Source organism: Halorubrum trapanicum (assembly GCF_002355655.1).
Taxonomy (GTDB): Archaea; Halobacteriota; Halobacteria; order Halobacteriales; family Haloferacaceae; genus Halorubrum; species Halorubrum trapanicum_A.
The window spans coordinates 325899-352554 of sequence record NZ_AP017569.1 but is presented as its reverse complement, the minus strand read 5'-3'; the positions used below and the strand labels follow the sequence as shown (position 1 = coordinate 352554).

Below are 26656 nucleotides of genomic sequence, written 5' to 3'. Positions count from 1 at the left end.
GGCCGGGATCGACCCACCGTCAGGCGCCGGAGACGAGGTACACCGCGGCGGCCGCGAAGACGATTCCGAGCCCCTTCCGGGCCGTGAACGACTCGCCGAGGAACAGGAAGCCGATCACCGACGAGAAGACGAGGAACATCGCGAAGATGGGGGTCACGACGCTCACCGGGCCGAGCGAGAGCGATCGGTACAATGCGAGGATGCCGATCCCGAGGAACACGCCCGCCGCGAGCACGTGGGCCAGCTTCGGCGACGCGAGGTGCGTCGTGAACCCCTGCCCGGTGTACGCGATCACGCCGACCGCCATGGCGACGAGCAGGGTGTTCGAGACGACGACGGCGACGTCGCTCGGGATCGCGTTCGGACCGGTCGTTGCGACGCGCATCAGCGGCGAGACGAGCGCGTACGCGCCCATCGCGAGCAGCGCGTACGGGAGATACGTCGTGGCCGTAGCGTCCATACAGCCGGGTCGCCGCCCGGCGTCAAGTGCCTATCGACCCGCGTTCGGCGGCGGGCCGAGCGAGCCCGACTCGTCGCTCGGCGCCGGGTCATCGAGGTGCGGATCCGGGGGCTCACCGTCCGGGCCGGCGCCCGGCGTCTCCGAGCGGTCGACAGGGACGCAGACCGTCACGACGGTCCCGGTCGGCTCGCGCTCGTCGAACGAGATCCGCCCGCCGAGGTGGTCGACGCCCCACTTGACGATCCACAGGCCGATCCCGCTGCCGTGTCGCAGCGGCGTCTCCGTGCCGCGGTCCAACACGTCGTACTCGGCGGGGTCGATCCCGGGCCCGTCGTCCGCGACGGTGACCTCGACCCAGCCGTCCGCGACCGCGGCGTCGATCCGCATCCACGGCGCGTCCGCGTCGTTGTGTCTGACCGCGTTCGTACAGAGGTTCCCCAAGACGACCTCCAACACGACCGGAACCGGGACCGGCGCCACCTGCCCGACCTCGATCCGCGCGTCGGGGGCGACGGCTCTCGCCTCCGCGACGGCCTCGTCGACGGCGTCCGTGAGCGGCGCCGTCTCGGACTCCTCCGTCGGGTCGAACAGCTCGCCGGCGGTCCGGGTGCGCTCGCTGAGTTCGAGCATCCGCCCGGCGCTCTCCTCGATGATCGAAAGGGCGCGCTCGTCGGTCGGGTCCGAGCGGAGCTGTTCGGCGTACCCCTGGATGAGGTTGGTCTCCGTCCGAACGTCGTGACGGAACACGCGGTTCAAGACGTTGAGCCGCTGCTGTTGGCCGAGGTACGCCCCGACGTCGTGGAAGGTGATCACCCGGGCCGTGGTGCGGTCGTGGTCGTCGACGACGTCCCGAACCGTCGCCTCGTACGGCCGTTGGCCGTCGCGGCCGACGATCGGTATCGGCCGCGGTTTGTCGGCGTCGGTGCCGTCGAGCTCGCGGATCGCGTCGTACTTCGGCACGACGGTCGCCGCGGGCTCGCCGATCGCGTCGCGTCGGTCGATCCCGAACGTCTCGGCCGCGCACTCGTTCAGGTCGACGAGGAGGCCCTCCGTGCCGACGACGAAGACGGGGTCGTGAAGCTGCTCAAAGACGAGCTGCCGGGCGCGGCGGCGGGGGGCCGGCGCGAGCGTCAGCAGGCGGAACCGCGAGAGCGCGAGCAGGTACGCCACGCCGGAGACCGCGAACGCCAGCGGGGTGGGGTCGAGCCCGGGGATCGGCACCGCGCCGGAGAGGTGCGCGAGGTTCCCGGCCCACGGCGCAGCGGTCCCGACGAGCAGCGCCGCGCTCTGTCCCCGGAACGGGCGGGCGTCGTCGCGGATCAGCTGGATCAGCGGAACCGATCCGACCGCGCCGAGGAGGTAGGTGTATCCCGCGATGACGTAGTACAGCGGGCCGGGGACGACGTCGAGGAACGTCCCGACGGCTGTCTCGCGCACGACCCGGTCGACCGCGAGGAGGTCGCCCGGGTCGCCGGCGGCGGCGACCGCGACGGTGGCGACCGGAATGACCGACACGAGCGCCACGGAGAAGGGCGTCACGTAGCGGTCGTAGCCGGTGTACGCCAGCGCGAAGAAGAGCCAGCCGACCGGGATCGCGACGACGCCGACCCACTGGACGTCGTACCAGAGCGCCTTCGCCGGCAGCGTCGTCGCCTCCAGCTCGAAGACGAGGAACGTCGCCCACCACACCTGTCCGGTGAGCAGCACCGCGAGCCACGTCGCGCCCGGCTCCGGCCGCTCCCGCCACGCGAGGATCGCCGCCGCCAACCCGACCGTGACCGCGACGAGGAGGGCGACGGAGAGGGGACTCAGCGCGGCCATACCGTTTTTTACGCACATTGGATTTATAACTCATCGGGTCGAGTTGTCTTATCGAAAAAACCGGCCGTTGGGGCCCTCGGACCCGCGGACGCGACCTCACCAGCCGATCGCGAGGAGGACGGCGCCGGCGACGAGGTAGCTACAGTCGGGCGCGACCCCGAGCGCCGCGCCGCCGAGCCGGTCGGCCAGCGCGGTGACGGTCACCGAAACGGCGAGGCCGACGCCGAGCGCGGCGAGGGCGGGGGTCGACGCGGCGCCGGTCGCGGCGGTGGCCGCCAGCAGTCCGGCGGCGACGGCGTCGACGGCCAGCAGGGCCCGCCGCGTTCCGCTGACTCCGTAGACGACGGGGAGCGTCGCCACGCCCCGCGCGGCGTCGGCCGCGACGTCCCTGACGTTCGGGACCTCGACGTCGACGAACGAGCGGGCGAAGACGTAGGCGAAAAGCAGGGCGACCGCGGGCGCTCCGGCCGAGTCCACGGGAACGCCGGCGAACGCGAGCGGCGCGGCCACGACGGCGACCGCCCAGGCGAGCGCGACCGCCGCGGAGTTGAGGAGGAACACGTCCTTCAGGCGCGGCACGGAGACCTCGCCGAGCGGCGCGACGAGGTCCCCCGCGGCCGGCAGCCAGTCGGTGGCGTAGCCGATCCACACCGCACCGGGAACGAGGACGAGCGCGAGCGCCGCGGGACCCGCGCCGGCCGCGAGCGCGACGGCCAGCCCGTAGCTCACCGCGGCGGCGACCATCAGCTGATCGGCGTAGCGGAGCGCGATCCGCGCCCGCACCGGCGTCGAGCCGATGTCGCCCTCGGCGTCGGCGACGTGGTCCGCGGCGTACACCGCGAACGCGACGAGCCCCACCGCGACCGGCGCGGCCGAGAGCGGCACGCCGAGCGCGGCCGTCACGACCGCCACCTCGACGGCGGCGACGAGCCCCGCGAACGGCGCCCCCGCCACGAACGCGGCGACCAGCCGGAGCGTCCCCGAGTCGGAGGGTGTTGCGTGCGAGCGATACTGCGCTGTCGTGCCGTCCGGCGCGGACGGCCTCGTGGGTTCGTTTGCCATTTGAACGTTCGCCGCCCGAAGACGGCGAACGTCCGGTATGGGGGATCGAGACGTATCTATCCACTCCGTACGGTGTTAATAAAACGAGACTCCTCGCGGTATCTGTCCCCTCCGCTTCGGCGCCGCGAGGCGGGTTCGGGCTTCAGTACGCTTTTGACCCGAGCGGCCGATCGCTCGCGTATGGACGGAACGCTCGACCACGTGATGATCCGCGTCGAGGACTTAGAGGAGAGCCTCGACTGGTACCAGACGCACCTGAACTACGAGGAGAAGGGCCGCTGGGAGGCGGACACGTTCACCAACGTCTTCCTCGGGCCCGAGGACGTCCACGAGGACGGCGCCCTCTTGGAGCTCACGTACAACCACGACGGCCGCACCTACGAGATCGGCGACGCCTGGGGCCACATCGCGGTCCGCGTCCCCGAGGACGCGCTACAGGAGTCGTACGACCAGCTGATGGCGGAGGGCGTCGAGGACTACCGCGACCCCGAGTCCTGTGGAAACCGCTACGCGTTCGTGAAGGACCCCGACGGCCACGAGATCGAGATCGTCAAGCGCGACCACGGCGCGAAGTGGAGCATCGACCACACGATGATCCGCGTCGAGGACGCCGACGAGGCGCTCGGCTACTGGACCCGCAAGTTCGAGTACACCGAGGTACCCGGCCGCTGGGAGGCGGACTCCTTCTCGAACTACTTCGTGGCGCCCGAGGACGCCCCGGACGAGGCGATGAAGATCGAACTCACCTACAACTACGACGGCCGCGAGTACACGATGGGCGACGCCTGGGGTCACGTCGCGGTGCGCGTCGACGACCTCGACGACGCCTGGGACGACCTGATGACCCGCGAGGCGCCCGACTACCGCGACCCCGAATCGTGCGACCACAACTACGCGTTCACGAAGGACCAGGACGGCCACGAGGTCGAACTGGTCACGCGGGACTAACGAGACCGCGCGAAAAGCCGACCGTTCGAACCCGACTTCTTCTCCCGTCGCGTCTCGAAGCGGTCAGTCCGCGGATTCGACCCCGGTGACTTCGAAGCGCGCCCCACCCGCCTCGCTCTCGACGGCGCGCACCGACCACCCGTGCGCGTCGGCCACCTGTTCGACGATCCGAAGCCCGAACCCGGTCCCCGACTGCGAGGTCGAGTGGCCGGCGTCGAACACAGCCTCGCGTCGGTCCGGGTCGATCCCCGGCCCGTCGTCGGCCACGGAGAAGCCGTCCGGCAGCGTTCCGACGGTGACCGTCACGTCCTCGCCGCCGTGTTCGATCGCGTTCCGGATCAGGTTCTCCAGCAGCTGTCTCAGCCGCCCCTCGTCCGCGAGGATCCTTCCCTCGGCCTCGCTCCGCAGCGTCGCGTCCCTCGTGTCGACGGTCCGCCAGCAGGAGCCGACGACCCGCGCCAGATCGACCGGCTCGGCGTCGGTCACGGGGTCGCCCTCGCGGGCGAGCGTGAGCAGGTCGTCGATCAGCGCGGTCATCCGGTCGTGCGCGCGCTCGACCGCAGCCAGGTGGTCGCTGTCGCACTCCTCGCGGGCCAGTTCGGTCCGGCCGCGAGCGACCTCAAGCGGGTTCCGGAGGTCGTGTGACACCACGCCGGCGAACTCCTCTAACCGGTCGTTCTGCCGCTCCAGCTCGGCGGTCCGCTCGGCGAGCCGTCGGGTGCGCGCCTCGGCCTGGAACGCCGTCTCGGCCGCGGTCGCGAGGATGCCGGCGAGGTACTCGTCGACCCCGTCGAACACCCCCGGCTCCGTCTCGCCGATCGCGATCGTCCCGTACTCGCCGATCGGGACGATAAGCAGGCTGCGCAGCGCCGTGTCGGCGTCGAGCGCGTCGGTCGTTCGGATGTCGTCGTACATCCGTTGTTCGCCCGCCTCGAAGACCGCCCAGTTGAGGCTCCCGCCGTCGGGCGTGAACGTCTCGCGCTCCGGGAGCAGCCGCTCGGCCTCGGGCGAGACGGCGGACGGCACCAGTCCGCCCGCCGCCTCGTCGTGGACCCGGACGGTGACGATCGAGAAGCCCAGCACGTCGGTGGCGGCCTCCACGGCCCGCTCGGCGATCTCCTCCCGGGACTCCGCCCCGACGAGCGTTCGCGTGGCCCCGTGGAGCCGCTCGACGCGGCTCTCTCGCTCGACGCGGTCGAGCGCCGCCTCGAGGTGGCCGGAGAGGATCTCGGCCACGAGGACGTCGGTGTCGGTGAACTCGTTCGGCTCCGGCGACGAGACGACGAACAGCCCGTGGCCGCCGACCGGGCGCAACACGAGGCTCTCCGCGGGCGAGGACTCGTCGAGCCGGTCGGCCGACGAGAGCTCGTCGATGACAATCGACTCGTCTCCCTCGAAGGCCTCCCACGCCAGCGCCGCCCGCGTCCCCGGCGGTGCGTCCCGGTCGTAGGAGGGCTGGCTCTCGAACAGCGTCGGTACCGAGTCGCCGAGCGCGACCGGTTCGAGGCGGGACCCGTCGTCGTTCAGCAGGTGGATCCCGCTCAGCCCGGCGTCGATCAGGTCGTCGACCGCCTCCACCGCCAGTTCGGCCGCCTCCTCGGTGGTCCGGGTGTAGTTGAGCTCCCGCGTCCACTCTCGGAGCCGGGCGAGGGTCCGCTCGCGCTCCTTCCGCGCGGAGACGTCGCGCGTGGTGACGACGTACCCCTCGATGCCGTCGGTCTCGATCCGGTCGCTCCCGACGGACTCGAGCCAGCGATACTCGCCCTCGGCGGTCTCGAACCGGTACTCGGCGGTCGGGAGGCTCTCGCCGGCGGAGAGTTCGCCGAACGCCGTTCTGACCGCCTCGCGGTCCTCCGGGTGGACGTAGTCCAGCGACCGCTCGCCGAGCAGATCGGACGGCGCGTGACCGGTCACGCGCTCGCAGGAGGGGCTCAGGTACCGGAACCGCCAGTCGCTCGACAGCACCGCGACCACGTCGCTGGCGTGTTCGATGAACGCCCGGTGTCGCTCCCGCTCGCCGTCGTCGCGGATCACGCCCACGAAGCGCCGTTCTCCCTCGACCTCGTACTCGCCGTACGACAGGGAGACGGGGACTTCGCCGCCGTCGCGGTGGAGCGCGTTGAACCGAACGTCCGACCAGTCGACGCTCCGCTCGCCCGTGTCGAGGTACCGGTCGACCGCCTCGCGGTGGTCGTCGCGGTGTCGCTCGGGCATCAGCGTCGTCAGCGGTTCCCCTTCCAACTCCGACGGTTCGTACCCGAGCACGGACTCGACGGCCGGGTTCGCGAACCGGATCACGCCGTCGGTGTCGATCGTTACGATCGCGTCGGACGCGCCCTCCGCGACCGCGCGGAACTGCTCGACCGCCTGCTCGGCGTCCCGCTCGGCTCGCCGCTTCTCGACGGCCTCGACGATCCGGTTCGCCAGCCGCTCGTACCGCTCCGTGCCGCCGCGCTTCTGGAGGTAGTCGGTGACGCCGGCGGAGATCGCCTCGCTCGCGACCTCCTCGCTCCCCCGTCCGGTGAAGAGGATGAAGGGAATGTCCGGGTGGCGCTCGCGCACCTCGGCGAGGAACGCGAGCCCGTCCTTCCCGGGCATCTCGTAGTCGGAGACGACGCACTCGACGTCGCGCTCCGCTAAGACGTCGAGGCCGTCGGCCGCGTCGGGCGCCGTCTCGACCGCGATTCGGTCCGCCTCGCGCTCTAGGAACGTGGCGGTGACCGCGCGGAGGTCCGGGTCGTCGTCGACGAGGAGGACCGGGATGCGGTCGGGCATACGTCCGGAGTACCGACGACCCGGATATAACGGTTTTGGCGCTGACACGCTCGTCACGGAAACGCTCTCGGAGACCGGGACCCGTTTCGACTCACCGGCGCCGTCGGGCGACCGCCGCGCTCAGCGCCCGCCAGCCGGCCGAAAGACGACGAGGCGCTCGCCGTCGGTGGCCCGCTCGCCCACGTCGACCGCGATCGTGTCGCCGATTTCGACCTCGGGCGCTTCGTCGTCCGCGCCGCCGTCGCGGACGATCCCCGTCAGCCGCGTCGGACCGAAGTCCGCCACCGCGGTCGCGTACGGCGCGTCGTCGGCGAAGCGCGGCGACGGGACGTGGACGACGCTGTACGTCGCCACCGTCCCCGTCTCGTCGAGGGGCTCCCGCGAGAGGTCGGCGGCCCCGCACTCGGGACACACCCGCCGCGGGGGAAGGGAGCCGTGTCCCTCCGGACAGACCAAGGCGAACCCGTCCCCGTCGGCGAGCGCGTCGAGCCACTCGGCGTAGTGGCGGTCCGTCGGCGGCGCCGCGTCCGTCTCGTCCGCCTCGTCCGCCGCGTCCGCGCCGTCGTCGCTCATCCGGCCACCTCCAGCACGTGGACGACCGCGCTGGCGACCGTGCCGCCCGCGTTGTGCGCGACGCCGACCTCCGCCTCCGGGACGTGCTCGCTGTTGGGATGGTCGCCCCGGAGCAGGCGGGTCAGCTCGGCGATCTGCGAGCCGCCGGTGGCGCCGACCGGGTGACCCTTCGCCTTCAGCCCGCCGGAGAGGTTCACCGGGAGGTCGCCGTCGGCGGTCGTGAGCCCCTCGCGGGCCGCCGAGATCCCCTCACCCGGTTCGAACAGCCCGAGCGACTCCAGCGCCAGCACCTCCGCGATGGTGAAGCAGTCGTGGACCTCGGCGACGTCGACGTCGGCGGCCTCGACGCCCGCATCGGCGTAGGCCGCGTCGGCCGCGTCGTCGGCCGCGGGCGTCCGGGCGAGGTGCTCGCGGTCCCCGAGCGCCATCCGGTCGGTCCCCTGCCCGGTCCCCGTCACCGCGACCGAGGCGTCGAGGTCGTGCTCGGCGGCGTACTCCTCGGAGACCAGCACGAGCGCGCTCGCCCCGTCGGTGATCGGACAGGCGTCGTACAGGTGGAGCGGCTCCGCGACCGGCGGGGCGTCCATCGCCTCCGCGACGGACACCTCCCTGCGGTACTGGGCGTACTCGTTCGGCAGTGCGTTCTCGTGGTTCTTCGACGCGATATGGGCGAGGTCCTCGCGGCTCCCGCCGTAGGCGTCGAAGTAGGCGTTCGCCATCAGCGCGTACGCGCCCGGGAAGGTCACCCCGGCCCGCACCTCGAAGAGGTCGTCGGCCGCGATGGCGAGCCCCTCCGTCACCTCGTCGGTCGGGAGGTTCGTCATGCGCTCCATCCCGCCCGCGAGGACGACGTCGGCGTCGCCCGCCGCCACCGTCCGGACCGCCTCGCGGACCGCGACGCCGGCCGACGCGCACGCCGACTCGTAGCGCGTCGCCGGGCAGCGGACCCCCGCGGCCTCGGCCATCAGCGGCGCCTGGTGGCCCTGGTGTTCGGCGAGCGCGCCCATGAAGTTCCCGTAGTTCAGCTCCTCGACGTCGGCCCTGTCGACGGCCGCGTCCTCGAACGCCCGCAGCGCGGCCTCGCCGAACAGGTCGCGGCCGGTGCGCTCCGAGTGGCTGCCGAAGGGAGTGAGCCCGACCCCGGCGACGCGTACGTCAGTCATACAGGAACGATGATCGGGGATGCGGTTTAGCTTTGCCGGAACCGGGGGTTCCGGCCCCCGGGCGGAAGCGAACCGCCGCGGAGAGAACGAGGCGAATCCGGCGAACGCGTCCGATTCACCCGATGTAGCGCAGGTCGTCGTCCGGCACCGCCGGCCCCTCCTGCATCTCGCGGATCTTGCCGACGACCTCCTCCATCTCCTCGGCGCGGTCCTCTAAGCTCTCGTAGTCGACGGACATGTCGAGGACCGCCTCCAGCGTCTCCAGCACGGCGCGAGCGCTCTTCGGGTCGACGAGGTAGCCGCTCGTCTCGCCCATCAGGCAGGCGGCCTCGAAGCCGCGCCGACCGCCGAGGCCGAGCACGAGCCCGGAGACGCCGACGATGCCGCCGGCCGGCTCGTCCGCGCGGAACTCGACGCCGGCGTCCTCGAGGTCGTCGACGAGGGACCCGTCGGAGACCGCGCCGAGGACGGTGTACTCCTCGACGAGCTCGCCGGTCGGGACGCCGCCGAGCGCGAACGCCCGCTCGGCGCCGAACTCCCCGGCGATGTCGAGGAACGTCGAGGTGAGCCGGTAGTGGCCCTCGTTCGATCCGGCCTGGTGGTCGCCGGTTAACACGAGCAGGTCGGCGCCGTCGGTCTCGACGGCGTGGAACTCGGCGCAGGTCAGCTCCGCGACCCCCTCGTCGTCGACGCTCACCTGCGGCGGGAACTCCGTGGCGTACACCCGCCGGACTAACTCCCCGTCGAACTCCTCTAAGAGGTGTTCGGCCGCCAGTTTCCCCACGTGGCCGACGCCCGGCAGCCCCTCGATCAACACCGGGTCCGTAAGCTCCGGCGTCGCGACCTCGTCGATCTCGATGTCCTCCATGTCCCGTCCGTCCGGGCGGCGGTCACAAGAGCGTGGCTATTCCGGCGGCGCGCGATAGGTCGCGGCCGACGACCGTCCGTCTGACCTCTGCCGGGCGGGGGCTACTCCGACCGCCGCCGCGCCCGCCGGCGGTACTCGCCGTAGGGGTCCTCCGGGCCGAACGGGGCCGGCGCGCTGTTCTCGGTGGGGCCGTCACACGCCGGACAGCGGTCGCCGAGCGCGTACACCGGTCGGTCGTGAGCGGTCTCCCAGTTCGCGCAGACGCGGATATCTGATTTCACGGTGAAAAGTTGCGGGTCGAACGGCTCGCGGTTACTCGTCGTCTTCGCGCCGCTCGCGGTGGAACTCGCCGGCGCCGCCGGCGGCCTCGATCGACTCGCGGGCGCGCTCGGCGGCGGTCTCGAGCTGCGACTCCGCCGTCTTGTAGTCCGGCGCGCGGACCTTGATCCGGTACTCGGGCGAGCCCACGTAGCCGACGTCGAGCTCGACGCCGTCCGGGATCTCGCCGTTCCCCTCGGCGGCCGCGAGCGCGTCGCGCACGTCGTCGACGCCGTCGGGGGCCGCCGACTCGAGGTCGACGTAGCCCGTCACGTCGACGTACGGGACGGAGACGTTGTCGCGGGCGGCCGTGACCACCGCGTCGGCGGTGTCGGCGTCGACGTCGACGTCGTCGAGCGCCTCGTCGCCGCTGATCGCGGCCGACTCGAAGGCGTCGTAGAGGCTCTCGTACTCCGCGAGGAGGGCGTTGGCGACCGACGTGTAGCGGTCGTCGTCGACGTCCTCGCCGAGCGCGATGAGCATCCAGTTGTCGGCCTTCTGGGCGTTCTTCCAGTCCTGGATCGTCTCCTTTCGCTGGTGTTCGTTGACGTCTTTGATCGACAGGTCGATCTGGTTCGACGACTCGTCGACCTCCAGCACCTTCGCGACGACCGTCTGTCCCTCGCGGACGTGGTCGCGGACGTTCTTGATCCAGCCGGACGCGACCTCGCTGATGTGGCAGAGGCCGCGCTTGTCCTCGTACTCGTCGAGGTCGACGAACACGCCGAAGTCGGCGATCTCGTCGACGTCGCCGACCACCAACTCGCCGGGTTCGGGCCAGCCGCTGTACTTCATACGGGGTGGGTGAGGCGGTTACCGCGCCTCAACGGTTTCGACGATTTCGCCGTGAAGCTCCGCCTCCCCGCCGGTGGGGGTCGCGAGGGTCGTGCCGCAGACCGCGCACGACACCGTCGAGGAGGCCTTGCCGAAGACGACCTGTTCGTTCTCGCAGTCGCCGCAGGCGACGCGGTGGAAGTCTCCCGCCATGCTTACTCCTGGAACGTGAGACGGCCGGCGCGCCATCCCTCGCGCATGTGGGCCTTGCCGCAGTCGCCGCAGCGGTATTTCAGGTGGGTCTTCTTCGTCGGCTTGTCGCCACCGGGCACCTTCGAGTACCCGCCGGCGTTGCCGATGGTCGCGAGCGCGCGGCGCTGCTGCCGCGCGTCGCGCTTCATTCCGGTCGCGCGACCCGATCGGACCTTCTCCACCTCGTGCTCCTGATGGGAGTCACAGTGCGGACAGTACGTGTTGAAGCGGCGTGGCATTTCCATGGATATCGACCTTATGGCGCGGTTCGTCGCCGACGCTTAAAACGGGTTTGGTATGGGGCGCCCGCGAGCCGGCGCGCGTGACGGCCCGTGTCCGGTCGTCCTACTCCCACTCCGCGACCGCGCGCACCGGCGACCCGTCGGCGGCGCGGAGCCGGAGCGGGAAGGCGTACAGCCGGAACCGCTCGGGGAGCCCGTCGAGCCCGCAGAGGTTCTCGACGATCGGCAGCGAGTCGCCCAGGAGGACGTCGTGGGCGGGGGTGCCGTCGGGTTCGTCGTCCGTCGGTGCGGCCGAGTCGGCGTCGCCCGCGGTCACGGACGATCCGATGTCGCCGCTCGCGGTCGGCGTCGAGTCAGGTCCGAACGCGTCGAGGCCGACGCCGACGCCAGCCGCCCGACACCGCTCGGCGGCCGCGGCGGTCAGGTACGGGTGGTCGCGGTACCGGTCGGTCCCCCAGTGCGATTCCCAGCCGGTCCGGAGGACGAGGAGGTCGACATCGTCGTCGAGGTCGCTCGGCTCGGGCAGCGCGTCAGGTGCGATCGCTTCCCGCGGTCCGAGCGGCCGGGGATCGACGAGCCGCGCGTCGAACGCGAACCGCTCGACTGCCCGCTCGTCGATCGCCTCGCCGCCCGGCACCGTGTGCTTCGGCGCGTCGACGTGGGTCCCCGCGTGGGTGCCGGTCCGGAGTTCGCTCGTCGCGTACCCGTCCTCCTCGTGGGTCGCGTCCGGCGCGAGCGTCACGTCGGGGTCGCCCGGGTAGGTCGGCATCCCCGTCTCGATCGGTCGCGAGCAGTCGCGGAACACGACCGGCGGTCGGGCCGCGGCGCGGTTAAGTCGGTCGCCGTCGACCGCTCCGCGCCGCGGCAGCGTCGAGCGGGGGTATCCTCCGGGGTTCCGCGGCCCGAACGTATTTCCTGCGCCCGCCGCTGGATGCGTTCATGTCGGAACTACCGCTGGACGCCTACTACGATCTGACCCAGATCGGCGAGGTCGCCGTCTCCCCGACGGGCGACCGCGTCGCCTTCACCGCGACCGAGTACGACCAGGCCGCCGACGAGGCGGTCTCTTCGCTGTTCGTCGCCCCCACCGACGGCTCCCGCGAGCCGCACCGCCTGACGAGCGCCTCCGGTGCCTCCGCGCCGGCGTGGGGGCCCGAGGGCGACCGCCTCGCGTTCGTGGCCGCCCGCGACCGCGACGCCGAGAAGCGGGTCGGCTGGCGCGACCGAGACGAGGAAGAAGCCGACGGGGAGGAAGCCGACGGCGACGACGCGGAGGCCGAAGACGACGCCGACGACGCCGACGCCGAGACCGAGGACGACGGGCCCCTCGAAAACGGCGACGAGGAGTCGAAGCCGCAGGTGTGGATCTTCGACCTCGCGCTCGGGGGCGACGCGCATCAGGTCACGGAGCGCGACGAGGGCGTCGCCGGCTTCGACTGGTCGCCCGACGGCGACCGGCTGGTGATCGAGTCGCGCGACCCGACCGACGAGGAGTCCGAGTACCTCGATCAGGTGCGCGAGGAGGGCGGCCCGATCGAGACGACGCGGCTCCAGCACAAGGTGAACGGCGCGGGCTGGACCGACGACGTGACGCGGTACCTCTTCGTCGTCGACCTCGACGACCCAGAGAGCGACCCCCGCCGGCTCGACGACGCGTACGGCGGCGGCGCCTTCGAGGACCTCGCCGGGATGGACCCGACGTGGGGCGAGGCCGGCCGGATCGCGTTCACCTCGTGTCGGCTCGACCGCCCGGACGACACCTCCGTCCGCGACGTCTACGCGGTCTCGCCCGACGGCGGCGACGCCGAGCAGCTCACGGGCGGTGATCTCACACACGGCGAGCCGGCGTGGCGCCCCGACGGCGACGGCGTCGCGACGGTCGCCGGCGACCCCGAGGACCCGCCCGCCCCGGCGGAGGTGTACCTCATCGAGGGGGGCGCCGACGAGGGCCCGACCTCGCTCACCGGCGACCTCGACAGGACGGTGGCCCGCGGCAGCGGGGTCGACTGGGTCGACGGCGCGATCTACACGCGGATCGCGGACGAGAGCCACACCCGCTTGGTCCGCGTCGGGACCGACGGGACCGTCGAGCGCGTCTTCGAGGCGCAGGGCCGCGACCGCGCCATGACCGGGTTCGACGTCGCCGACGACGGGTCGACGGCGGTGACGGTCCTCTCGACGCCGACCGACGGGACGGACCTGTACGCGGTCGACGTCGACGACCTCGACGCGGCCACGGAACCGGACTCCTTCCGGCGGCTGACGTCGGTCAACGAGTCGCTCGTCGACGAGTTCGCGATGCCGGAGGCCCGGCGCGTCGAGTGGGAGTCGGACGGCTGGATGCTCGACGGCGTGCTCTACCACGACCCGGACGTGGACCCCGAAGACGGCGACCACCCGCTGGTAGTGGCGATCCACGGCGGTCCGATGTCGTACGACGAGCCCGTCTTCAGCTTCGGGCACGCCGCGCTGACGAGCCGGGGCTACCTCGTCTTCCGCCCGAACTACCGCGGCGGCACCTCCCGCGGCCGGGAGTTCACCGCGGAGCTGACCGGGAAGTGGGGCACCGCCGAGGTCGACGACATCGCGGCCGGCGTGGAGTCGCTCGCGGACCGCGGCTGGGTCGACCCCGACCGCGTGTTCGGCCACGGCTTCTCGTACGGCGGCATCGCGCAGGGGTTCCTCGTCACGCGGGAGCCGGACCTGTTCGCCGCCGCGGCGCCCGAGCACGGTATCTACGACATCCGGTCGGCGTTCGGCACGGACGACACGCACAACTGGATGGAGGCCGAGTTCGGGCTCCCGTGGGAGAACCCGGAGGCGTTCGACGCGTCGACGGCGATCCTCGACGCCGGGAACATCGAGACGCCGCTGCTCGTGATGGCCGGCGGCGAGGACTGGCGGTGTCCGCCCTCGCAGTCGGAGCAGCTGTACGTCGCCGCCCGCAAGCAGGGGATCGACGCCGAACTGGTCGTCTACCCGGACGAGCACCACAACATCGGCGATCCCGACCGCGCGATCCACCGACTGGAGAAGATCCTCGGCTGGTACGAGACGCACGACCCTGCGGTCGGGGCGGACGACTGAGCCGCGGCGGACCGGACTGTTCGGCGCGACCGCTCAGTGCTCGACGAACTCGACGAGTACCCCGGCCGTCGACCGCGGATGGAGAAACGCGACCTCGTGGCCCCACGCGCCGGGACGGGGGTCCTCGTCGACGAGGTCGATGCCGAGGTCGCGCGCGTCGTCGAGCGCGGCCGGGAGGTCGTCGACCGCGAGCGCGACGTGGTGAACGCCGGGTCCCTCGCGGTCGAGGTAGTCCGCGATCGTTCCGCCGGTGTCCGGTTCGAGCAGTTCGAAGTAGCCGCCGCCGTCGAGTTCGAGGAAGACGACGCGCATCCCGTCGAACGTCTCCTCGTGGGCGACCGGGGCGTCGAGCAGGCCGCCGAACAGGTCGGCGAGGGCGGTGGCGTCGCGCGTCGCGACGCCGACGTGGTCGAAGCGCATGGCGTGGGGTCGCGGCGCGGAGATAATAAATGGACCCGAGGGTTCCGGCGGCGAGGTTCGCCGATGGAAAGGGTTGGGTAGTTCGAGACGCAATCTCGTCCCGAGCCATCCCGTGAGCGACCAGACCCAGAACGCGGCGTCGGAACAGGCGACGTCACGGACGATCCTCGGCACTATCCTCGACAGCGCCCTCCACGAGATGAACCGTGAGCCCTCCGGACTCTTCCTCTCCGGGCTCTCCGCGGGCCTCGACATCGGGTTCGGCCCGCTGTTGATGGCCGTGGCGCTGACCCTCTCGCCCGGCGGGTACGGGGACCTCGGCACGGAGCTGCTGCTCGCGAGCGTCTACTCCGTCGGCTTCATCTTCGTCATCCTCGGCCGGTCGGAGCTGTTCACCGAACACACGATGCTCGCGGTGATCCCCGTGTTGGACCGGCAGGCGTCGCTCCGACAGCTCGGCCGCCTCTGGGGGCTCGTGTACGTCGGGAACCTCCTCGGCGGCCTGTCGTTCGCCCTGCTCGCGACCCTCCTCACGCCCGGGCTCGGCGTCGTCGAGGCGGCCGCCTTCGAGGCCATCGCGCTGAAACTCGTCTCCCACGACCTCGCGTGGCTGTTCGTCGGCGGCGTGTTCGCCGGCTGGCTGATGGGGCTGCTGGCGTGGCTGATCACGGCCGCGCAAGAGACGACGGGGCGCCTGCTCATGGTGCTGATAGTCACCGGCACCATCGGACTGCTCCACCTGCCGCACTCGATCGCGGGCAACGTGGAGGTGCTGTTCGGACTGTTCGTCTCGCCCGCGATCACCGTGACCGACTACCTGTCCTTCCTCGCGCTCGCGACCGTCGGCAACGCCGTCGGCGGCGGGATCTTCGTCGCGGCGCTGAAGTACGAACACGTCGTCCGCGGCGCGGACTGACCGCTCGATCGGCGGCCGACCGGCCGCCTCGCGGGTCGGCGAACCGGCTCACCGCCCCGGCTTGTACTCCCCGAACTCGTCGCGGAGGACGTCCGAGACCTCCTGGACCGTCGCGTACGCCTTCACCGCGTCGACGATGTGGGGCATCACGTTCTCGCTCCCCTGTGCGGCCTCTCGCAGCCCGGTGAGGGCGTCGTCGACCGCGTCGTCGTCGCGGTCTGCCTTCACCTCGTTCAGGCGGTCGCGCTGGTTCTGCTCCTGTTCCGGGTCGACCTCCTCTAAGTCCATCTCCGGCTCCTCGTCGACCTCGAACTTGTTGACGCCGACGATGATCCGCTCGCCCTCCTCGATCTCCTGCTGGCGCTCGAAGGCGACGTCCTGGATCTGTCGCTGGACCCACCCGCTCTCGACGGCCTCCAGCATCCCGCCGCGCCGGTCGACCTCCTCTAAGATCTCGAACGCCTCCTCTTCGATCCCGTCTGTGAGGTCCTCGACGTAGTACGACCCCGCGAGCGGGTCGATCGTGTCGGCCGCGCCCGACTCGTGGGCGAGGATCTGCTGGGTGCGGAGCGCGGTGCGGACCGACTTCTCGGTCGGTAACGCGAGCGCCTCGTCTTTCCCGTTCGTGTGGAGGCTCTGGGTACCGCCGAGCACCGCCGCGAGCGCCTGGTAGGAGACGCGGACGACGTTGTTCTCGATCTGCTGGGCGGTGAGCGTCGAGCCGCCGGTCTGGGTGTGGAACTTCAGCTGCTTCGACTTGGGGTTCTGGGCGTCGAACCGCTCGTCCATGATCTGCGCCCACATCCGGCGCGCGGCGCGGAACTTCGCGGCCTCTTCGAAGATGTTGTTGTGGGCGTTGAAGAAGAAGGAGAGCTGCGGGGCGAACTCGTCGACGTCGAGCCCGGCGTCGATCGCGCCCTCGACGTACTCGATGCCGTCGCCGAGGGTGAAGGCGATCTCCTGGGCGGCGGTCGAGCCCGCCTCGCGGATGTGATACCCCGAGATGGAGATGGTGTTGAACGAAGGCGTCTCGGCCGCGCAGAACTCGAAGATGTCCGTGATCAGCCGCATCGACTCCTTCGGCGGGTAGATGTAGAGGTTCCGCGCGATGTACTCCTTCATGATGTCGTTTTGAATCGTCCCGCGGAGCTCCTCGCGCGGGACGCCCTGCTCGTCGCCCATCGCGACGTACATCGCGAGGAGGACGGCGGCGGGGGCGTTGATCGTCATCGACGTGGACACCTCGTCGAGCGGAATCGAGTCGAAGACGGTCTCGAAGTCGTCTAAGGTGTCGATAGCGACGCCGGAGCGGCCGACCTCGCCCTCGGCCATCGCGGCGTCGGAGTCGTACCCCATCTGCGTCGGCAGGTCGAACGCCATCGAGAGGCCCGACGAGCCCTCGTCGATGAGGTAGCGGAACCGCTCGTTCGTCTCCGCGGCGGTGCCCATCCCGGCGTACTGGCGCATCGTCCACAGCCGCCCCCGGTGCATCGTCGAGTAGACCCCCCGGGTGTACGGCTCCTCGCCGGGGTAGCCGAGGTCCTCCCGGTAGTCCGTCTCGACGTCGGCGGGGGTGTAGAGGGGGTCGACCTCCTGGCCGCCGGTATCGGTGGTGAACGTCTCCTCGCGCTCGCCGAACCGGTCGACCGTCTCGCCGTAGGTGCCGTCCTCCCACGACTCCTTGGCCGCCCGGATCTCGGCGAGTTCCTCGGGATCGTACATTATCGAATCGGTCGACCGACCGCGACTTAACAGTTTTCAGGGTCCGCCCGGTCGCCAGTGCGACGGTCCTCGCCCGGCGGGAGTCGCGCCCGCCGGCCCGATTTAAGTGTCACGCGTCCGATGCGCTCGCATGGACGTGCTCACGGACCCAGCGCGCCGGTTCCTGACGGCGACGGCGCCGGACCACACCCCGATCCAGTCGGAGATGGCCGACCTCGCCGACGAGTGGGGGTTCCCGATCATCGGCCCCGAGGCGGGGGCGGTCCTCCGCCTGCTCGCACGCCTGACGGACGCGGACCGCGTCTTCGAGTTCGGCTCCGGGTTCGGCTACTCCGCCACGTGGTTCCTCCGCGGCGGCGCCGGGAGCGTGGTCTGTACCGAGTTCGACGCCGACGAGGCGGAACGCGGCGTCGCGTTCGCCGACGAGGGCGGCTACGCCGACCGCGTCACCTTCGAGGTCGGCGACGCGATGGAGGCGATAGACCGCTACGAGGGCCCCTTCGACGTGGTCCTGATCGACCACCAGAAGGGGCGGTACGCCGACGCCTACCGGGAGGTCCTCCCGAAGGTCCGGTCCGGCGGCGTGATCGTCGCCGACAACGTCACCCGCGGCCCCATCGACTTCGAGGCCCTCGTCGCGCACTTCGAGGCGGGCGAACCGCTCCCGGACGACGCGGTCGACGAGGAGACGCGCGGCATCGGCGAGTACGTGGGGACCGTCCGCTCGGACGACGCCGTGGAGACCGCGGTCCTCCCGGTCGGCTCCGGGATCGCCGTTTCGACGGTCGTCCGGTGAAACCGAACGAAACGGTTATCTTGTCGGATAGGGAACACCAATTCGGATGAGCGGAGGGACCGACAACGAGGGGTCGACGGGCGGGCGAGAGCGCTCGCTCGTCAGCGTGCTCGTCGTCGACGACGAGCCGGGGTTCGCGGACGTGGCGGCCTCGCTGTTGGAGTCGCGCGACGACCGGATCGAGGCGACGCCGGTCGAGAGCGCGGCGGCGGCGCTCGACGCGCTCTCGGCGTCGTCGTACGACTGCGTCGTCTCGGACTACGAGATGACCGAGACCGACGGGGTCGAGCTGCTCGAAACCGTCCGCGAGCGACACGGCGACGTCCCGTTCGTGCTGTTCACCGGCGAGGGGTCCGAGGCGGTCGCCAGCGAGGCGGTCTCCGCGGGCGTCGACGAGTACCTCCGCAAGGGGGCCGCGTCCGACCAGTACTCGCAGCTCGCGGGCGCCGTCGAGGGGCTCGTCTCGCGGACCCGAGGCGAGCGGCGGGTCGCGGAGCACTTGGAGCGCGTCTCCGACGCGTTCTGCGAGGTCGACGACGACTGGCGGATCACGTACCTCAACGACCGCGCGGCGGAGATGATCGACCTCGACGCGAAGGAGCTGCTCGGGGAACGGATCTGGGACCTGTTCCCCCAGACCACGGGAACCGACGGCGAGGCGGCGCTCCGAAAAGCCGCCGAGACCGGCGATCCGGTGCGGTTCGAGGAGCACGTGGACCGGCTCGGCGCCGACCTCGTCGTGAACGCCTACCCGACGCCAGACGGGATCGCGCTGTACTTCCGGGACGTGACGGAGAAGCGGGAACGGGAGCGGGAGCTCCGCGAGCTCTCCGAGCGGCTCCAGCTGGCCGTCGAGGGCGCCGACGTCGGCGTCTGGGACTGGAACGTCCGGACGGACGAGGTCCGGTTCGACGAGCGGTGGGCGGCGATGCTCGGGTACGAGGCCGACGAGATCGACTTCGACCTGTCGGCGTGGGAGGACCGCGTCCACCCCGACGACGTCGGCGACGCTTGGGACGCCATTGAGGCGCACTTCGCAGGCGAAGTCGACCTCTACCAGAGCGACTTCCGGATGCGGACGAAGTCGGGCGACTGGAAGTGGATCCGCGACCGCGGCCGGGTCGTCGAGCGGACGGACGACGGCGAGCCGCTCCGGGCCGTCGGCATCCACATCGACGTCACCGAGGAGAAGGAACGCGAGCGAGAGCTGCAGCGGTACCGCCGCATCGTCGACGAGCTGCCGGAGTCGGTGTGCATCTACGACGCCGACGGCCGCATCGCGCTCGCGAACGACCACACCGCCGACGTGTTGGAGACCGATCCCGAGGCGCTCGTCGGCCGGGAGAGCCGCCTCGTCGACCGTATTCGGGCGGCGGGCGACGGCGACCGGTACGACGCCCTCGTCGACGGCGAGCGCGACTCGCTGGCCGGGACGGTCGAGGTCGACCTGCCCGGGAAGTCCGAGGCGATCGTCGACTACGGCCTGACCCGCCTCGTCATCGACGGGGAGTTCGACGGGGTTCTCGGCATCTCCCGCGACGTGACCGACGAGCGGCGGCGGCAGCGGCGGCTCGAACGCACCTCGGCCCGGCTGGAGGCGCTGTTCGAGGGGTCCCCCGACATGATCGACATCCACGACGAGGCGGGAGCGATCGTCGACGCCAACCGCGCGATGACGGAGGCGCTCGGCTACGACCGCGACGAGGTCGTCGGTATGGACGTCTGGGACGTCGACACCGAACTCGATCCCGACGAGGGGAAGCGGCTCTGGAAGGGGTTAGAGACGGACGAGACGGTCCGGCTGGAGACGACGTTCGCCCGCGCGGACGGCTCGACGTTCCCCGTCGAGGTCCACGTGCGACGCATCGACGTTCAGGGCGAGGACCGGTTTCTGGCGAGCAGCCGCGACATCTCCGAGCGGAAGGCGTACGAGCGCCGGATCGAACGCGAGAACGAGCGGCTCGACGAGTTCGCGAGCATCGTCTCCCACGACCTCCGGAACCCGCTCAACGTCCTCTCGGGGTACCTCCGGCTCGCCCGCGAGACGGGGACCGACTCGTACTTCGACCGCTGCGAGCGCGCGCTCGACGAGATGGAGCGGCTGATCGAGGACGTGCTCGCGCTGGCCAAGCAGGGCGAGGCGGTCGGGTCGTTCGAGCGCGTTCACCTCGGCGAACTGGCCGCCGGGTACAGCGACGACGCGTTCGGATCGGCGGGCGACGAGGACCCGTTCGGCGGCGGGGCGAGCGGCGACGAGACGAGCGGCGGCGGGGCGAAGACCGCTCCGATCGAGGTCGAAGTCGACGCCGACGGCGAGATCTGCGCCGACCCCGGGCGGGTCCGCCAGCTCCTCGGGAACCTGTTCCGAAACGCCGCCGAACACGGCGGCGAGCGCGTCGTCGTCGGCGATCTCTCCGACGGGTTCTACGTCGAGGACGACGGGCCCGGGATCGACCCCGACGAGCGGGAGACGGTGTTCGAGAGCGGCTACACCACCTCAGAGACGGGGACCGGATTCGGGCTCTCCATCGTCCAGCGCATCGCCGAGGCGCACGGCTGGGACGTCGCGGTCACGGAGGGAGAGCGCGGCGGCGCCCGGTTCGAATTCACCGGCGTCGACCGCCCGGACCCGTCGCCGCAGGGGTCAGCGTCGCCCGGCGAGACGGTCGAGCCCCGGGACTGAGTGCGGGTCGCACGTCCGAACCGATCGGGAAAAGCCGGCGGTCGACGCCCTCAGAACGCGCCGGGGTAGACGCTGACGTCGGCGTGGAGCCCCTCGCGGAGCGCGCTGTGGACGTGGCAGATGCCCTCGGCGCGCTCGGCGATGTCGGCGGCGGTCTCCTCGTCGAGGTCGGCCTCGACGTGGACGTCGAAGGCGATGGATTCGAGGTCGTCGTCGTCGTCGAGTTCGGCGCTCGCGTCGATCTGGACCTTACCGAGGTCCTCTTCGCCGCGCTGGCTCCCGCCGACGCGGAGCGCCGGGAGGTAACAGGAGGCGTACGTGGCGACGAGCGCCGCGTTCGGGTTCGGGCCCGTCTCGTCGGTCGCGTCGATCTGGAGGTCGAACTCGCCGACCTGGCTGGTGCTGGCGTACCCTTCCTCGGAAACCGTGGATGTCTCGATGTCTGCCATAGTCGAGTGACGGTTCGACCTCCCGCCGCTAAAGGCTGCCGACACGGGACGTCGCTGCCGGGGCGAGGGCCGCGTTCCCCGGACGGCGGCCGCGTCGCTGCGCGGTCGGACTCCGAAAAATCGCGGAGTCACCGGTGGGGTCGCCGACCCGTGGCCGTCAGTCGAGCGTGTACGTCTCGTCGCCCTTGAGGACGACCGGCTCGGCGGCTGCGCCCGCGGCCTTCACCTCGTTGACGAACTCGCGGGTCTCGATCTCGATCGGGCCGAACGAGTCGTAGTGCATCGGAAAGACGACATCGGCGCCCACCCAGTCGGCGGCGATGCCGGCGCCCGCGGGCCCCATCGTGAAGTGGTCGCCGGCGGGGAGGGCGGCGGCGTCCGGTTCGAGGTACGGCGCGATCACGTCGACCATCTCGGACATCAAGCCCGTGTCGCCCGCGTGGTAGAACGTGGTGCAGTCGGCGTCCGACTCCTGGGTCGGCTTCTTGTCGCCGATCACGAACCCGGTCGGCATGCCGGCCGAGTAGTCGGGGTCGTTCTCGATGCCGTTCGAGTGGTCCGCGCGGACCATCGTCACCCACGCGTCCCCGCACTCGACGGTGCCGCCGACGTTCATCCCGCCGGCCGGGAGGGTGTGTTCGAGGCCGAAGTTCTCCTGGACGTACGCGGTCAGCTCCGGCGTGGCGACCACGGTGGCGTCCTCGAACTCCGCGGCGTCGGCGATGTGGTCCGCGTGCCCGTGGGTCAGGAGGAGGTAGTCTGGGTCGAGGTCCCCGGGATCGACGTCGGTCTTCGGGTTGTCGAAGAACGGGTCGATCAGCAGCTCGGTGTCGTCGACGACGACGTGCCACGTGGAGTGGCCGTGCCAGGTGAGTTCCATGGTTCGTTCGGTACGTCTCGGCGAACGGTAATAAAACTCGACGCCGCGGAACTCGTCGCCCGCCGGCGAAAGCAATTAACAGGGACGAACGCGAACGCCGATCAGATGCCCTCCGAGACCAGCGACCCAGGCGACCCGCCGGCCGCCTGCCCCGCCTGCGGCGAGGCGGTGCCGGCCGGGGCGAGTTTCTGCCCCGACTGCGGTGCCGACCTCGGCGACCCGGACGACCCCGCGTACTGTTCCGCGTGCGGCGAGGCGTTCGACGACGACGACCGGTTCTGTTCGAACTGCGGCGCGTCGCGGTCCGGCGGTGAACCCCTCGCGTCCGGGCCGACGAGCCGCGAGCCCGAGGAATCGGGCGGGCCGGACTCGTCCCCGTCGCGCTCGGCGTCGACCGCGGCCGAGAGCGAGCGCGCCTTCCGCCGCCGCGTCCAGGACCACCTCGACGCCGGCTGGGACGTCGAGCGCGACGACGGGGACCGAGTGGTCCTCGTCGACCGCGGTGTCGGCTCCGTCGGCGTCCACATCCTGCTTTTCATCTTCACCAGCGGCATCGGGAACCTGCTGTACGGCTGGTGGCACTACTCGAAGCTGGCCGAGCGGCGCAGACTCGTCCGCGGCGACGAGACGCCGGCGCGCGCCCCGTCGAGCGTCGCGGACGCGGGGCGGATGGAGACTGCCACCGCGTACGTCCTGACGACGCTGCTGCTGCTGATCGGCGGCCTGATCGCGTTCTTCGCGGCGACGAGCGGTTCCCCGCCCGCCGCGCTGATCGGGATCGCGTTCGCCGGCCTCGGCCTCGGCGTGGCCCCGCCGGTCCGCCGGCGGCTCGACCGCCGCCACGGGATCACGGCGTTCGGCCGGAAGAAGACGGTCGACCATCGGGTCGTCCGGCCGCCCGAGTCCGTCGACGAGCCCTGCGTCGTCTGCGGCGAGGCGTTCGACCGCGGCCTCGTCAGGCGGCGGCGGGACGAGACGGTCGCCGCGGGCGTCCCGGTCCGCACCCACTCGATCCGCCACAACTACTACTGCGTCGACTGCGCGCAGTCCGAGCTGTTCGGCGACCGCGTCGGGGCGCCGTCGCTCGACGACATCGCGGACGACGCGAGCCCGGTCGACGGCGCGGACGCGATCGACGAGGGCTTCGCAGACGCGGACGCCGACGACGGGGACGCTGCGGACGACGCCTCCCGCGACGAGCGGGCCACGGAAGCGACCGAGTGAGCCGGCGGTCCCGACCCCCCGCGGGCGTCGCTTGCCTCTCCGGGAACGCTTTTCGGGCGGCCGCCCGTTCGCTCGCGTATGTACCGCGCACGGTTCCGCGACCCGGCCGGATCGATCCGCGAGGGCGAGTACGACCCGGCGACCGACACGGTCGCCTTCGGCGGCGACGACTACGCGCTCTCGGACCCCGCGATCGACGTGCTCGCCCCGACCGAGCCCTCGAAGATCGTCTGTATCGGCCGCAACTACGCCGACCACGCCGCCGAGCTCGGCAACGACGTTCCCGACCGCCCGCTGCTATTCTTAAAGCCGCCGAACGCGGTCGCGAGCCACGGCGACACCGTGACCGTCCCCGCCGGGAAGGACCGGATCGACTGGGAAGCGGAGTTCGCGGTCGTCATCGGCGAGCAGTGTAAGGCGGTCGACGCCGCGGACGCGATGGACGTCGTCGCGGGGTTCACCTGTATGAACGACGTGTCGAACCGCGACGACCAGAACCGCGAGCAGAACTGGGTGCGCGGGAAGGCGTTCGACGGCGCCGCGCCGCTCGGCCCGGTCCTCGCGACGCCCGACGAGGTCCCGGACGACGCGAGCGTCGAGCTCCGCGTCAACGGCGAGACGAAGCAGTCGAGCGACCGCGAGCACATGATCTTCGACGTGCCGACGCTGATCGAGGAGATCACGACGTACCTCACGCTCGAACCCGGCGACGTCATCGCGACCGGCACCCCCGAGGGCGTCGGCGCGCTCTCCGACGGCGACACCGTCGAGGTCGAGGTCGAGGGCGTCGGGACGCTCGAACACGACGTCCGGATTCCCTGAGTCGAGGCGGGCGGTCCCGAACGCGGCGCCGAGCGGGCGGACCCGGTCGACCGTCAAGACCACGCTTAAGCCCGCCGGTCTCCGACTCCCGGGCATGCAACCACGCGATCTCTCGGACCACTCCGAGTACGTCCCGGGGCGGGGCGTCGAGGAGGTCGCCCGCGAGCGCGGGCTCGACCCCGACGACCTGATCAAGCTCTCCTCGAACGAGAACCCGCACGGCCCGAGCCCGGCGGCCGTCGAGGCGATCCGCGAGCACGCCGACAGCGTGAACCAGTACCCGAAGTCGTCGCACACGGACCTCACCGCGGAGATCGCCGCGAAGTGGGGCGTCGACGACGAGCAGGTGTGGGTGTCGCCGGGCGCCGACGGCTCGATCGACTACCTCTCTCGGGCGGCCTTGGAGCCCGGCGACGAGGTGCTGGTGCCGAGCCCGGGCTTCGCCTACTACGCGATGTCGTCGCGGTACCACCACGGCGAGGTGACGGAGTACGACCTCACTCCGGCCGACGGCTTCGCGCAGGACGCGGAGACCGTCCTGTCCGCGTACGGCGGCGAGCGGATCGTCTACGTCACCTCCCCGCACAACCCCTCGGGATCGACGATGCCACTCGACGAGATCGAGGCGATCGCGGACGCGACCGCCGAGGAGACGCTCGTCGTCGTCGACGAGGCGTACGGCGAGTTCGCCGAGGTCGACAGCGCGATCCCGCTCGTCGACGAGCGCGACGACGTGGCGGTCCTCCGCACCTTCTCGAAGGCGTACGGCCTCGCGGGGCTCCGGATCGGCTACAGCGTCGTCCCGGAGGCGTGGGGCGAGGCGTACGCCCGCGTCAACACCCCGTTCGCGGCCAACGAGCTCGCCTGCCGCGCCGCGCTCGCCGCGCTCGACGACGACGAACACGTGGAGCAGTCGGTCGAGACCGCCCGATGGGCCCGCGAGTACATCGCGAGCGAGCTCGACGCGCCCACCGTCGACTCCGCGGGCAACTTCGTCCTCGCCGCGGTCGGCGACGGCGAGCGCGTCGCCGAGGCGGCCCAGGAGCGCGGCGTCATCATCCGCGACTGTACCTCGTTCGGCCTCCCGGAGCACGTCCGGATCTCGACGGGCACCCGCGAGGAGACCCGCGAGGCGGTCGCCCTGCTCAACGAGACGCTGGCGGACCTCGAACTCGGTGTCCGCGCGTGAGCGACGGCGACACCGAGGCCGCAGCGGACGCCGACGCCAGCGGAGGCGCCGACGGCGGCCGCGCCGACCGCGTCGCCGTCACGGGCACGCCCGGAACCGGCAAGTCGACCGCGACCGCGCTGCTCGAAGGCGAGTACGAAGTGATCCATCTCAACGACCGGATCAAGGAGGACGAGGAGCTCTGGACCGAGCGCGACGACGACCGCGACACGCTCGTCGCCGACCTCGACGCGGTCCGCGATCACCTCGGCGACTGGGCCGGCGTCCTCGACTCGCACCTCGCTCACCGGTTCGACGTCGACCGCGTGGTCGTGTTGCGCTGTCGCCCCGAGACGATCGAGTCCCGGCTCCGCGAGCGCGGCGAGTCCCCGGAGACCGCCGCGGAGAACGCCGAGAGCGAGGCGCTCGACGTGATCCTCTCGGAGGCGGTCGACGAGCACGGCGTCGAGAACGTCTACGAGGTCGACGCGACCGACCGCGACCCCGAGGCGGTCGCCGACGCGGTCCGCGCCGTGATCGAGGGCGAGCGGGAGCCGAGCGCCGGCACCGTGGACTTCATCGATTATATATGAGCCGGCCGCAACCCTCGGGACGGTAGATGACTCTCGACCAGTACCGGTCCGTGGCGGACCGCCTCCTCGGCCCGTGGGTGTCGGCGGCCGACAGGCTCGGCCTCTCGCCGGACCAGGTGAGCGTTATCGCTTTCCTCGTCGCGGTCGCGGCCGCCGCCGCCTTCGCCGCCGGCTCTGCTCCCCTCTACGCGGCCGGCGCGCTGCTCGTCCTCCTCAACGGGTGGCTCGACGTGGTCGACGGGGCGCTCGCACGCCATCAGGGAGTCGCCTCCGACGGCGGCGACTTCCTCGACCACGTCCTCGACCGCTACGCCGACGTGGCGATCATCGCGGGGTTCACCGCGGGGATCGAGGCGTACGCCCTCGGCTTCGCCGCCGTCACGGGCGTCCTCCTCACCTCCTACCTCGGCACGCAGATCCAGGCGGTCGGCATCGGCCGCGAGTACGGCGGGCTCCTCGGCCGGGCCGACCGGCTCGCGCTCGCCGGGATCGTCGGCGTCGTCGCCGCGGTCTACTCGGCGCCGATCGTCGCCGGCCTGAACGTCGTCGGCGTGCTGCTCGCGCTGTTCGCCGTCGTCGGCCACCTCACCGCGGTCCAGCGGTTCCTCGGGGCCTGGCGGGACCTGTAGCCGGCTTCGAG

The 26656-nt window shown here is 71.3% G+C and carries 26 protein-coding genes; 10 read left to right on the top strand and 16 right to left on the bottom strand.

Features of this window, described 5'->3' with window-relative positions; genetic code table 11:
• Nucleotides 1-19 precede the first annotated feature (19 nt).
• The 3 genes from CPZ01_RS01690 to CPZ01_RS01680 form a co-directional block, all read right to left on the bottom strand.
• Nucleotides 20-460: an EamA family transporter gene (locus CPZ01_RS01690; RefSeq protein WP_096393129.1), complete on the bottom strand. Its 441-nt coding sequence runs from the start codon at nucleotides 458-460 to the stop codon at nucleotides 20-22.
• A 30-nt stretch (nucleotides 461-490) separates the two neighbouring features.
• A complete protein-coding gene (locus CPZ01_RS01685) occupies nucleotides 491-2281 on the bottom strand; it encodes a histidine kinase N-terminal 7TM domain-containing protein (RefSeq protein WP_096393128.1) in 1791 nt (596 codons plus the stop codon).
• Nucleotides 2282-2377: 96 nt separating this feature from the next.
• Nucleotides 2378-3343 (bottom strand): UbiA family prenyltransferase, encoded by a 966-nt coding sequence (locus CPZ01_RS01680; RefSeq protein WP_096393127.1) that lies wholly within the window; start codon nucleotides 3341-3343, stop codon nucleotides 2378-2380.
• Nucleotides 3344-3523: 180 nt separating this feature from the next.
• On the opposite strand from CPZ01_RS01680, the gene CPZ01_RS01675 reads away from it, so the two are divergent.
• Nucleotides 3524-4291, top strand: coding sequence for a VOC family protein (locus tag CPZ01_RS01675; protein WP_096393126.1), 768 nt, complete (start codon nucleotides 3524-3526; stop codon nucleotides 4289-4291).
• Between the two features lie 63 nt (nucleotides 4292-4354).
• On the opposite strand, the gene CPZ01_RS01670 is transcribed toward CPZ01_RS01675, so the two are convergent.
• From CPZ01_RS01670 to CPZ01_RS01630, 9 genes are all read right to left on the bottom strand, one after another.
• Nucleotides 4355-7066, bottom strand: a complete 2712-nt coding sequence (locus CPZ01_RS01670; RefSeq protein WP_096393125.1) for a hybrid sensor histidine kinase/response regulator — start codon at nucleotides 7064-7066, stop codon at nucleotides 4355-4357.
• 120 nt (nucleotides 7067-7186) lie between these two features.
• Complete coding sequence (locus tag CPZ01_RS01665) at nucleotides 7187-7639, bottom strand: Zn-ribbon domain-containing OB-fold protein (protein ID WP_096393124.1); 453 nt, start codon at nucleotides 7637-7639, stop codon at nucleotides 7187-7189.
• The gene (locus CPZ01_RS01660; RefSeq protein ID WP_096393123.1) at nucleotides 7636-8802 is read right to left on the bottom strand and encodes a thiolase domain-containing protein; all 1167 of its coding nucleotides are present in this window, start codon (nucleotides 8800-8802) and stop codon (nucleotides 7636-7638) included. The genes CPZ01_RS01665 and CPZ01_RS01660 overlap by 4 nt, the downstream gene beginning before the upstream one ends.
• Before the next feature lie 115 nt (nucleotides 8803-8917).
• A complete protein-coding gene (locus CPZ01_RS01655) occupies nucleotides 8918-9670 on the bottom strand; it encodes a proteasome assembly chaperone family protein (protein ID WP_096393122.1) in 753 nt (250 codons plus the stop codon).
• A 101-nt stretch (nucleotides 9671-9771) separates the two neighbouring features.
• Nucleotides 9772-9951 carry an RNA-protein complex protein Nop10 gene (locus CPZ01_RS01650; RefSeq protein ID WP_004595878.1) on the bottom strand — a complete coding sequence of 60 codons (180 nt, stop codon included), beginning with the start codon at nucleotides 9949-9951 and terminating at the stop codon, nucleotides 9772-9774.
• Between the two features lie 31 nt (nucleotides 9952-9982).
• The gene (locus CPZ01_RS01645) at nucleotides 9983-10783 is read right to left on the bottom strand and encodes a translation initiation factor IF-2 subunit alpha (protein WP_096393121.1); all 801 of its coding nucleotides are present in this window, start codon (nucleotides 10781-10783) and stop codon (nucleotides 9983-9985) included.
• 18 nt (nucleotides 10784-10801) lie between these two features.
• Nucleotides 10802-10975, bottom strand: a complete 174-nt coding sequence (locus CPZ01_RS01640; protein WP_004595868.1) for a 30S ribosomal protein S27e — start codon at nucleotides 10973-10975, stop codon at nucleotides 10802-10804.
• A 2-nt stretch (nucleotides 10976-10977) separates the two neighbouring features.
• Nucleotides 10978-11259, bottom strand: a complete 282-nt coding sequence (locus CPZ01_RS01635) for a 50S ribosomal protein L44e (RefSeq protein ID WP_004050353.1) — start codon at nucleotides 11257-11259, stop codon at nucleotides 10978-10980.
• Between the two features lie 100 nt (nucleotides 11260-11359).
• Nucleotides 11360-12061 carry a cyclase family protein gene (locus CPZ01_RS01630; RefSeq protein ID WP_096393120.1) on the bottom strand — a complete coding sequence of 234 codons (702 nt, stop codon included), beginning with the start codon at nucleotides 12059-12061 and terminating at the stop codon, nucleotides 11360-11362.
• Between the two features lie 134 nt (nucleotides 12062-12195).
• Here CPZ01_RS01630 and CPZ01_RS01625 point away from each other — a divergent pair, with 134 nt between their 5' ends.
• Nucleotides 12196-14343: a S9 family peptidase gene (locus tag CPZ01_RS01625; protein WP_096393119.1), complete on the top strand. Its 2148-nt coding sequence runs from the start codon at nucleotides 12196-12198 to the stop codon at nucleotides 14341-14343.
• Nucleotides 14344-14376: 33 nt separating this feature from the next.
• Here CPZ01_RS01625 and mce read toward each other — a convergent pair whose 3' ends face one another.
• Complete coding sequence (mce, locus tag CPZ01_RS01620) at nucleotides 14377-14763, bottom strand: methylmalonyl-CoA epimerase (protein WP_096393118.1); 387 nt, start codon at nucleotides 14761-14763, stop codon at nucleotides 14377-14379.
• A gap of 199 nt (nucleotides 14764-14962) precedes the next feature.
• Between mce and CPZ01_RS01615 the strand changes: the two genes are divergently transcribed.
• Nucleotides 14963-15679, top strand: a complete 717-nt coding sequence (locus tag CPZ01_RS01615) for a formate/nitrite transporter family protein (protein WP_394338335.1) — start codon at nucleotides 14963-14965, stop codon at nucleotides 15677-15679.
• Between the two features lie 48 nt (nucleotides 15680-15727).
• Here CPZ01_RS01615 and CPZ01_RS01610 read toward each other — a convergent pair whose 3' ends face one another.
• On the bottom strand, nucleotides 15728-17401 hold the full coding sequence (locus tag CPZ01_RS01610; protein WP_096393116.1) for an acyl-CoA mutase large subunit family protein: 1674 nt from the start codon (nucleotides 17399-17401) through the stop codon (nucleotides 15728-15730).
• A 130-nt stretch (nucleotides 17402-17531) separates the two neighbouring features.
• On the opposite strand from CPZ01_RS01610, the gene CPZ01_RS01605 reads away from it, so the two are divergent.
• Both CPZ01_RS01605 and CPZ01_RS01600 read left to right on the top strand, forming a co-directional pair.
• Nucleotides 17532-18197, top strand: a complete 666-nt coding sequence (locus tag CPZ01_RS01605; protein WP_096393115.1) for an O-methyltransferase — start codon at nucleotides 17532-17534, stop codon at nucleotides 18195-18197.
• A 46-nt stretch (nucleotides 18198-18243) separates the two neighbouring features.
• On the top strand, nucleotides 18244-20880 hold the full coding sequence (locus tag CPZ01_RS01600; RefSeq protein ID WP_096393114.1) for a hybrid sensor histidine kinase/response regulator: 2637 nt from the start codon (nucleotides 18244-18246) through the stop codon (nucleotides 20878-20880).
• Nucleotides 20881-20930: 50 nt separating this feature from the next.
• On the opposite strand, the gene CPZ01_RS01595 is transcribed toward CPZ01_RS01600, so the two are convergent.
• Complete coding sequence (locus CPZ01_RS01595; protein WP_096393113.1) at nucleotides 20931-21329, bottom strand: OsmC family protein; 399 nt, start codon at nucleotides 21327-21329, stop codon at nucleotides 20931-20933.
• A gap of 157 nt (nucleotides 21330-21486) precedes the next feature.
• The gene (locus CPZ01_RS01590) at nucleotides 21487-22209 is read right to left on the bottom strand and encodes a metal-dependent hydrolase (RefSeq protein WP_096393112.1); all 723 of its coding nucleotides are present in this window, start codon (nucleotides 22207-22209) and stop codon (nucleotides 21487-21489) included.
• 105 nt (nucleotides 22210-22314) lie between these two features.
• On the opposite strand from CPZ01_RS01590, the gene CPZ01_RS01585 reads away from it, so the two are divergent.
• The 5 genes from CPZ01_RS01585 (at nucleotide 22315) to CPZ01_RS01565 (ending at nucleotide 26645) form a co-directional block, all read left to right on the top strand.
• A complete protein-coding gene (locus tag CPZ01_RS01585) occupies nucleotides 22315-23433 on the top strand; it encodes a zinc ribbon domain-containing protein (RefSeq protein ID WP_096393111.1) in 1119 nt (372 codons plus the stop codon).
• 78 nt (nucleotides 23434-23511) lie between these two features.
• The gene (locus tag CPZ01_RS01580) at nucleotides 23512-24255 is read left to right on the top strand and encodes a fumarylacetoacetate hydrolase family protein (protein WP_096393110.1); all 744 of its coding nucleotides are present in this window, start codon (nucleotides 23512-23514) and stop codon (nucleotides 24253-24255) included.
• A 94-nt stretch (nucleotides 24256-24349) separates the two neighbouring features.
• The gene (gene hisC, locus CPZ01_RS01575) at nucleotides 24350-25444 is read left to right on the top strand and encodes a histidinol-phosphate transaminase (RefSeq protein ID WP_096393109.1); all 1095 of its coding nucleotides are present in this window, start codon (nucleotides 24350-24352) and stop codon (nucleotides 25442-25444) included.
• A complete protein-coding gene (locus tag CPZ01_RS01570; protein ID WP_096393108.1) occupies nucleotides 25441-26016 on the top strand; it encodes an adenylate kinase family protein in 576 nt (191 codons plus the stop codon). Before hisC ends, CPZ01_RS01570 begins: the two co-directional genes overlap by 4 nt.
• 26 nt (nucleotides 26017-26042) lie before the next feature.
• On the top strand, nucleotides 26043-26645 hold the full coding sequence (locus CPZ01_RS01565) for a CDP-alcohol phosphatidyltransferase family protein (RefSeq protein WP_096393107.1): 603 nt from the start codon (nucleotides 26043-26045) through the stop codon (nucleotides 26643-26645).
• The last annotated feature ends 11 nt before the right edge of the window (nucleotides 26646-26656 follow it).

Excerpts from the sequence above, each read along its gene's own strand:
- CPZ01_RS01665 (WP_096393124.1), bottom strand. The coding sequence starts at position 7,639 with ATGAGCGACGACGGCGCGGACGCGGCGGACGAGGCGGACGAGACGGAC.
- CPZ01_RS01565 (WP_096393107.1), top strand. The coding sequence starts at position 26,043 with ATGACTCTCGACCAGTACCGGTCCGTGGCGGACCGCCTCCTCGGCCCG.
- CPZ01_RS01660 (WP_096393123.1), bottom strand. The coding sequence starts at position 8,802 with ATGACTGACGTACGCGTCGCCGGGGTCGGGCTCACTCCCTTCGGCAGC.
- CPZ01_RS01595 (WP_096393113.1), bottom strand. The coding sequence starts at position 21,329 with ATGGCAGACATCGAGACATCCACGGTTTCCGAGGAAGGGTACGCCAGC.
- CPZ01_RS01685 (WP_096393128.1), bottom strand. The coding sequence starts at position 2,281 with ATGGCCGCGCTGAGTCCCCTCTCCGTCGCCCTCCTCGTCGCGGTCACG.
- CPZ01_RS01605 (WP_096393115.1), top strand. The coding sequence starts at position 17,532 with ATGGACGTGCTCACGGACCCAGCGCGCCGGTTCCTGACGGCGACGGCG.
- CPZ01_RS01680 (WP_096393127.1), bottom strand. The coding sequence starts at position 3,343 with ATGGCAAACGAACCCACGAGGCCGTCCGCGCCGGACGGCACGACAGCG.
- mce (WP_096393118.1), bottom strand. The coding sequence starts at position 14,763 with ATGCGCTTCGACCACGTCGGCGTCGCGACGCGCGACGCCACCGCCCTC.
- CPZ01_RS01580 (WP_096393110.1), top strand. The coding sequence starts at position 23,512 with ATGTACCGCGCACGGTTCCGCGACCCGGCCGGATCGATCCGCGAGGGC.
- CPZ01_RS01615 (WP_394338335.1), top strand. The coding sequence starts at position 14,963 with ATGAACCGTGAGCCCTCCGGACTCTTCCTCTCCGGGCTCTCCGCGGGC.
- CPZ01_RS01675 (WP_096393126.1), top strand. The coding sequence starts at position 3,524 with ATGGACGGAACGCTCGACCACGTGATGATCCGCGTCGAGGACTTAGAG.
- CPZ01_RS01690 (WP_096393129.1), bottom strand. The coding sequence starts at position 460 with ATGGACGCTACGGCCACGACGTATCTCCCGTACGCGCTGCTCGCGATG.
- CPZ01_RS01585 (WP_096393111.1), top strand. The coding sequence starts at position 22,315 with ATGCCCTCCGAGACCAGCGACCCAGGCGACCCGCCGGCCGCCTGCCCC.
- CPZ01_RS01635 (WP_004050353.1), bottom strand. The coding sequence starts at position 11,259 with ATGGAAATGCCACGCCGCTTCAACACGTACTGTCCGCACTGTGACTCC.
- CPZ01_RS01625 (WP_096393119.1), top strand. The coding sequence starts at position 12,196 with ATGTCGGAACTACCGCTGGACGCCTACTACGATCTGACCCAGATCGGC.
- CPZ01_RS01590 (WP_096393112.1), bottom strand. The coding sequence starts at position 22,209 with ATGGAACTCACCTGGCACGGCCACTCCACGTGGCACGTCGTCGTCGAC.
- CPZ01_RS01655 (WP_096393122.1), bottom strand. The coding sequence starts at position 9,670 with ATGGAGGACATCGAGATCGACGAGGTCGCGACGCCGGAGCTTACGGAC.
- CPZ01_RS01670 (WP_096393125.1), bottom strand. The coding sequence starts at position 7,066 with ATGCCCGACCGCATCCCGGTCCTCCTCGTCGACGACGACCCGGACCTC.
- hisC (WP_096393109.1), top strand. The coding sequence starts at position 24,350 with ATGCAACCACGCGATCTCTCGGACCACTCCGAGTACGTCCCGGGGCGG.
- CPZ01_RS01645 (WP_096393121.1), bottom strand. The coding sequence starts at position 10,783 with ATGAAGTACAGCGGCTGGCCCGAACCCGGCGAGTTGGTGGTCGGCGAC.
- CPZ01_RS01610 (WP_096393116.1), bottom strand. The coding sequence starts at position 17,401 with ATGTACGATCCCGAGGAACTCGCCGAGATCCGGGCGGCCAAGGAGTCG.
- CPZ01_RS01600 (WP_096393114.1), top strand. The coding sequence starts at position 18,244 with ATGAGCGGAGGGACCGACAACGAGGGGTCGACGGGCGGGCGAGAGCGC.
- CPZ01_RS01640 (WP_004595868.1), bottom strand. The coding sequence starts at position 10,975 with ATGGCGGGAGACTTCCACCGCGTCGCCTGCGGCGACTGCGAGAACGAA.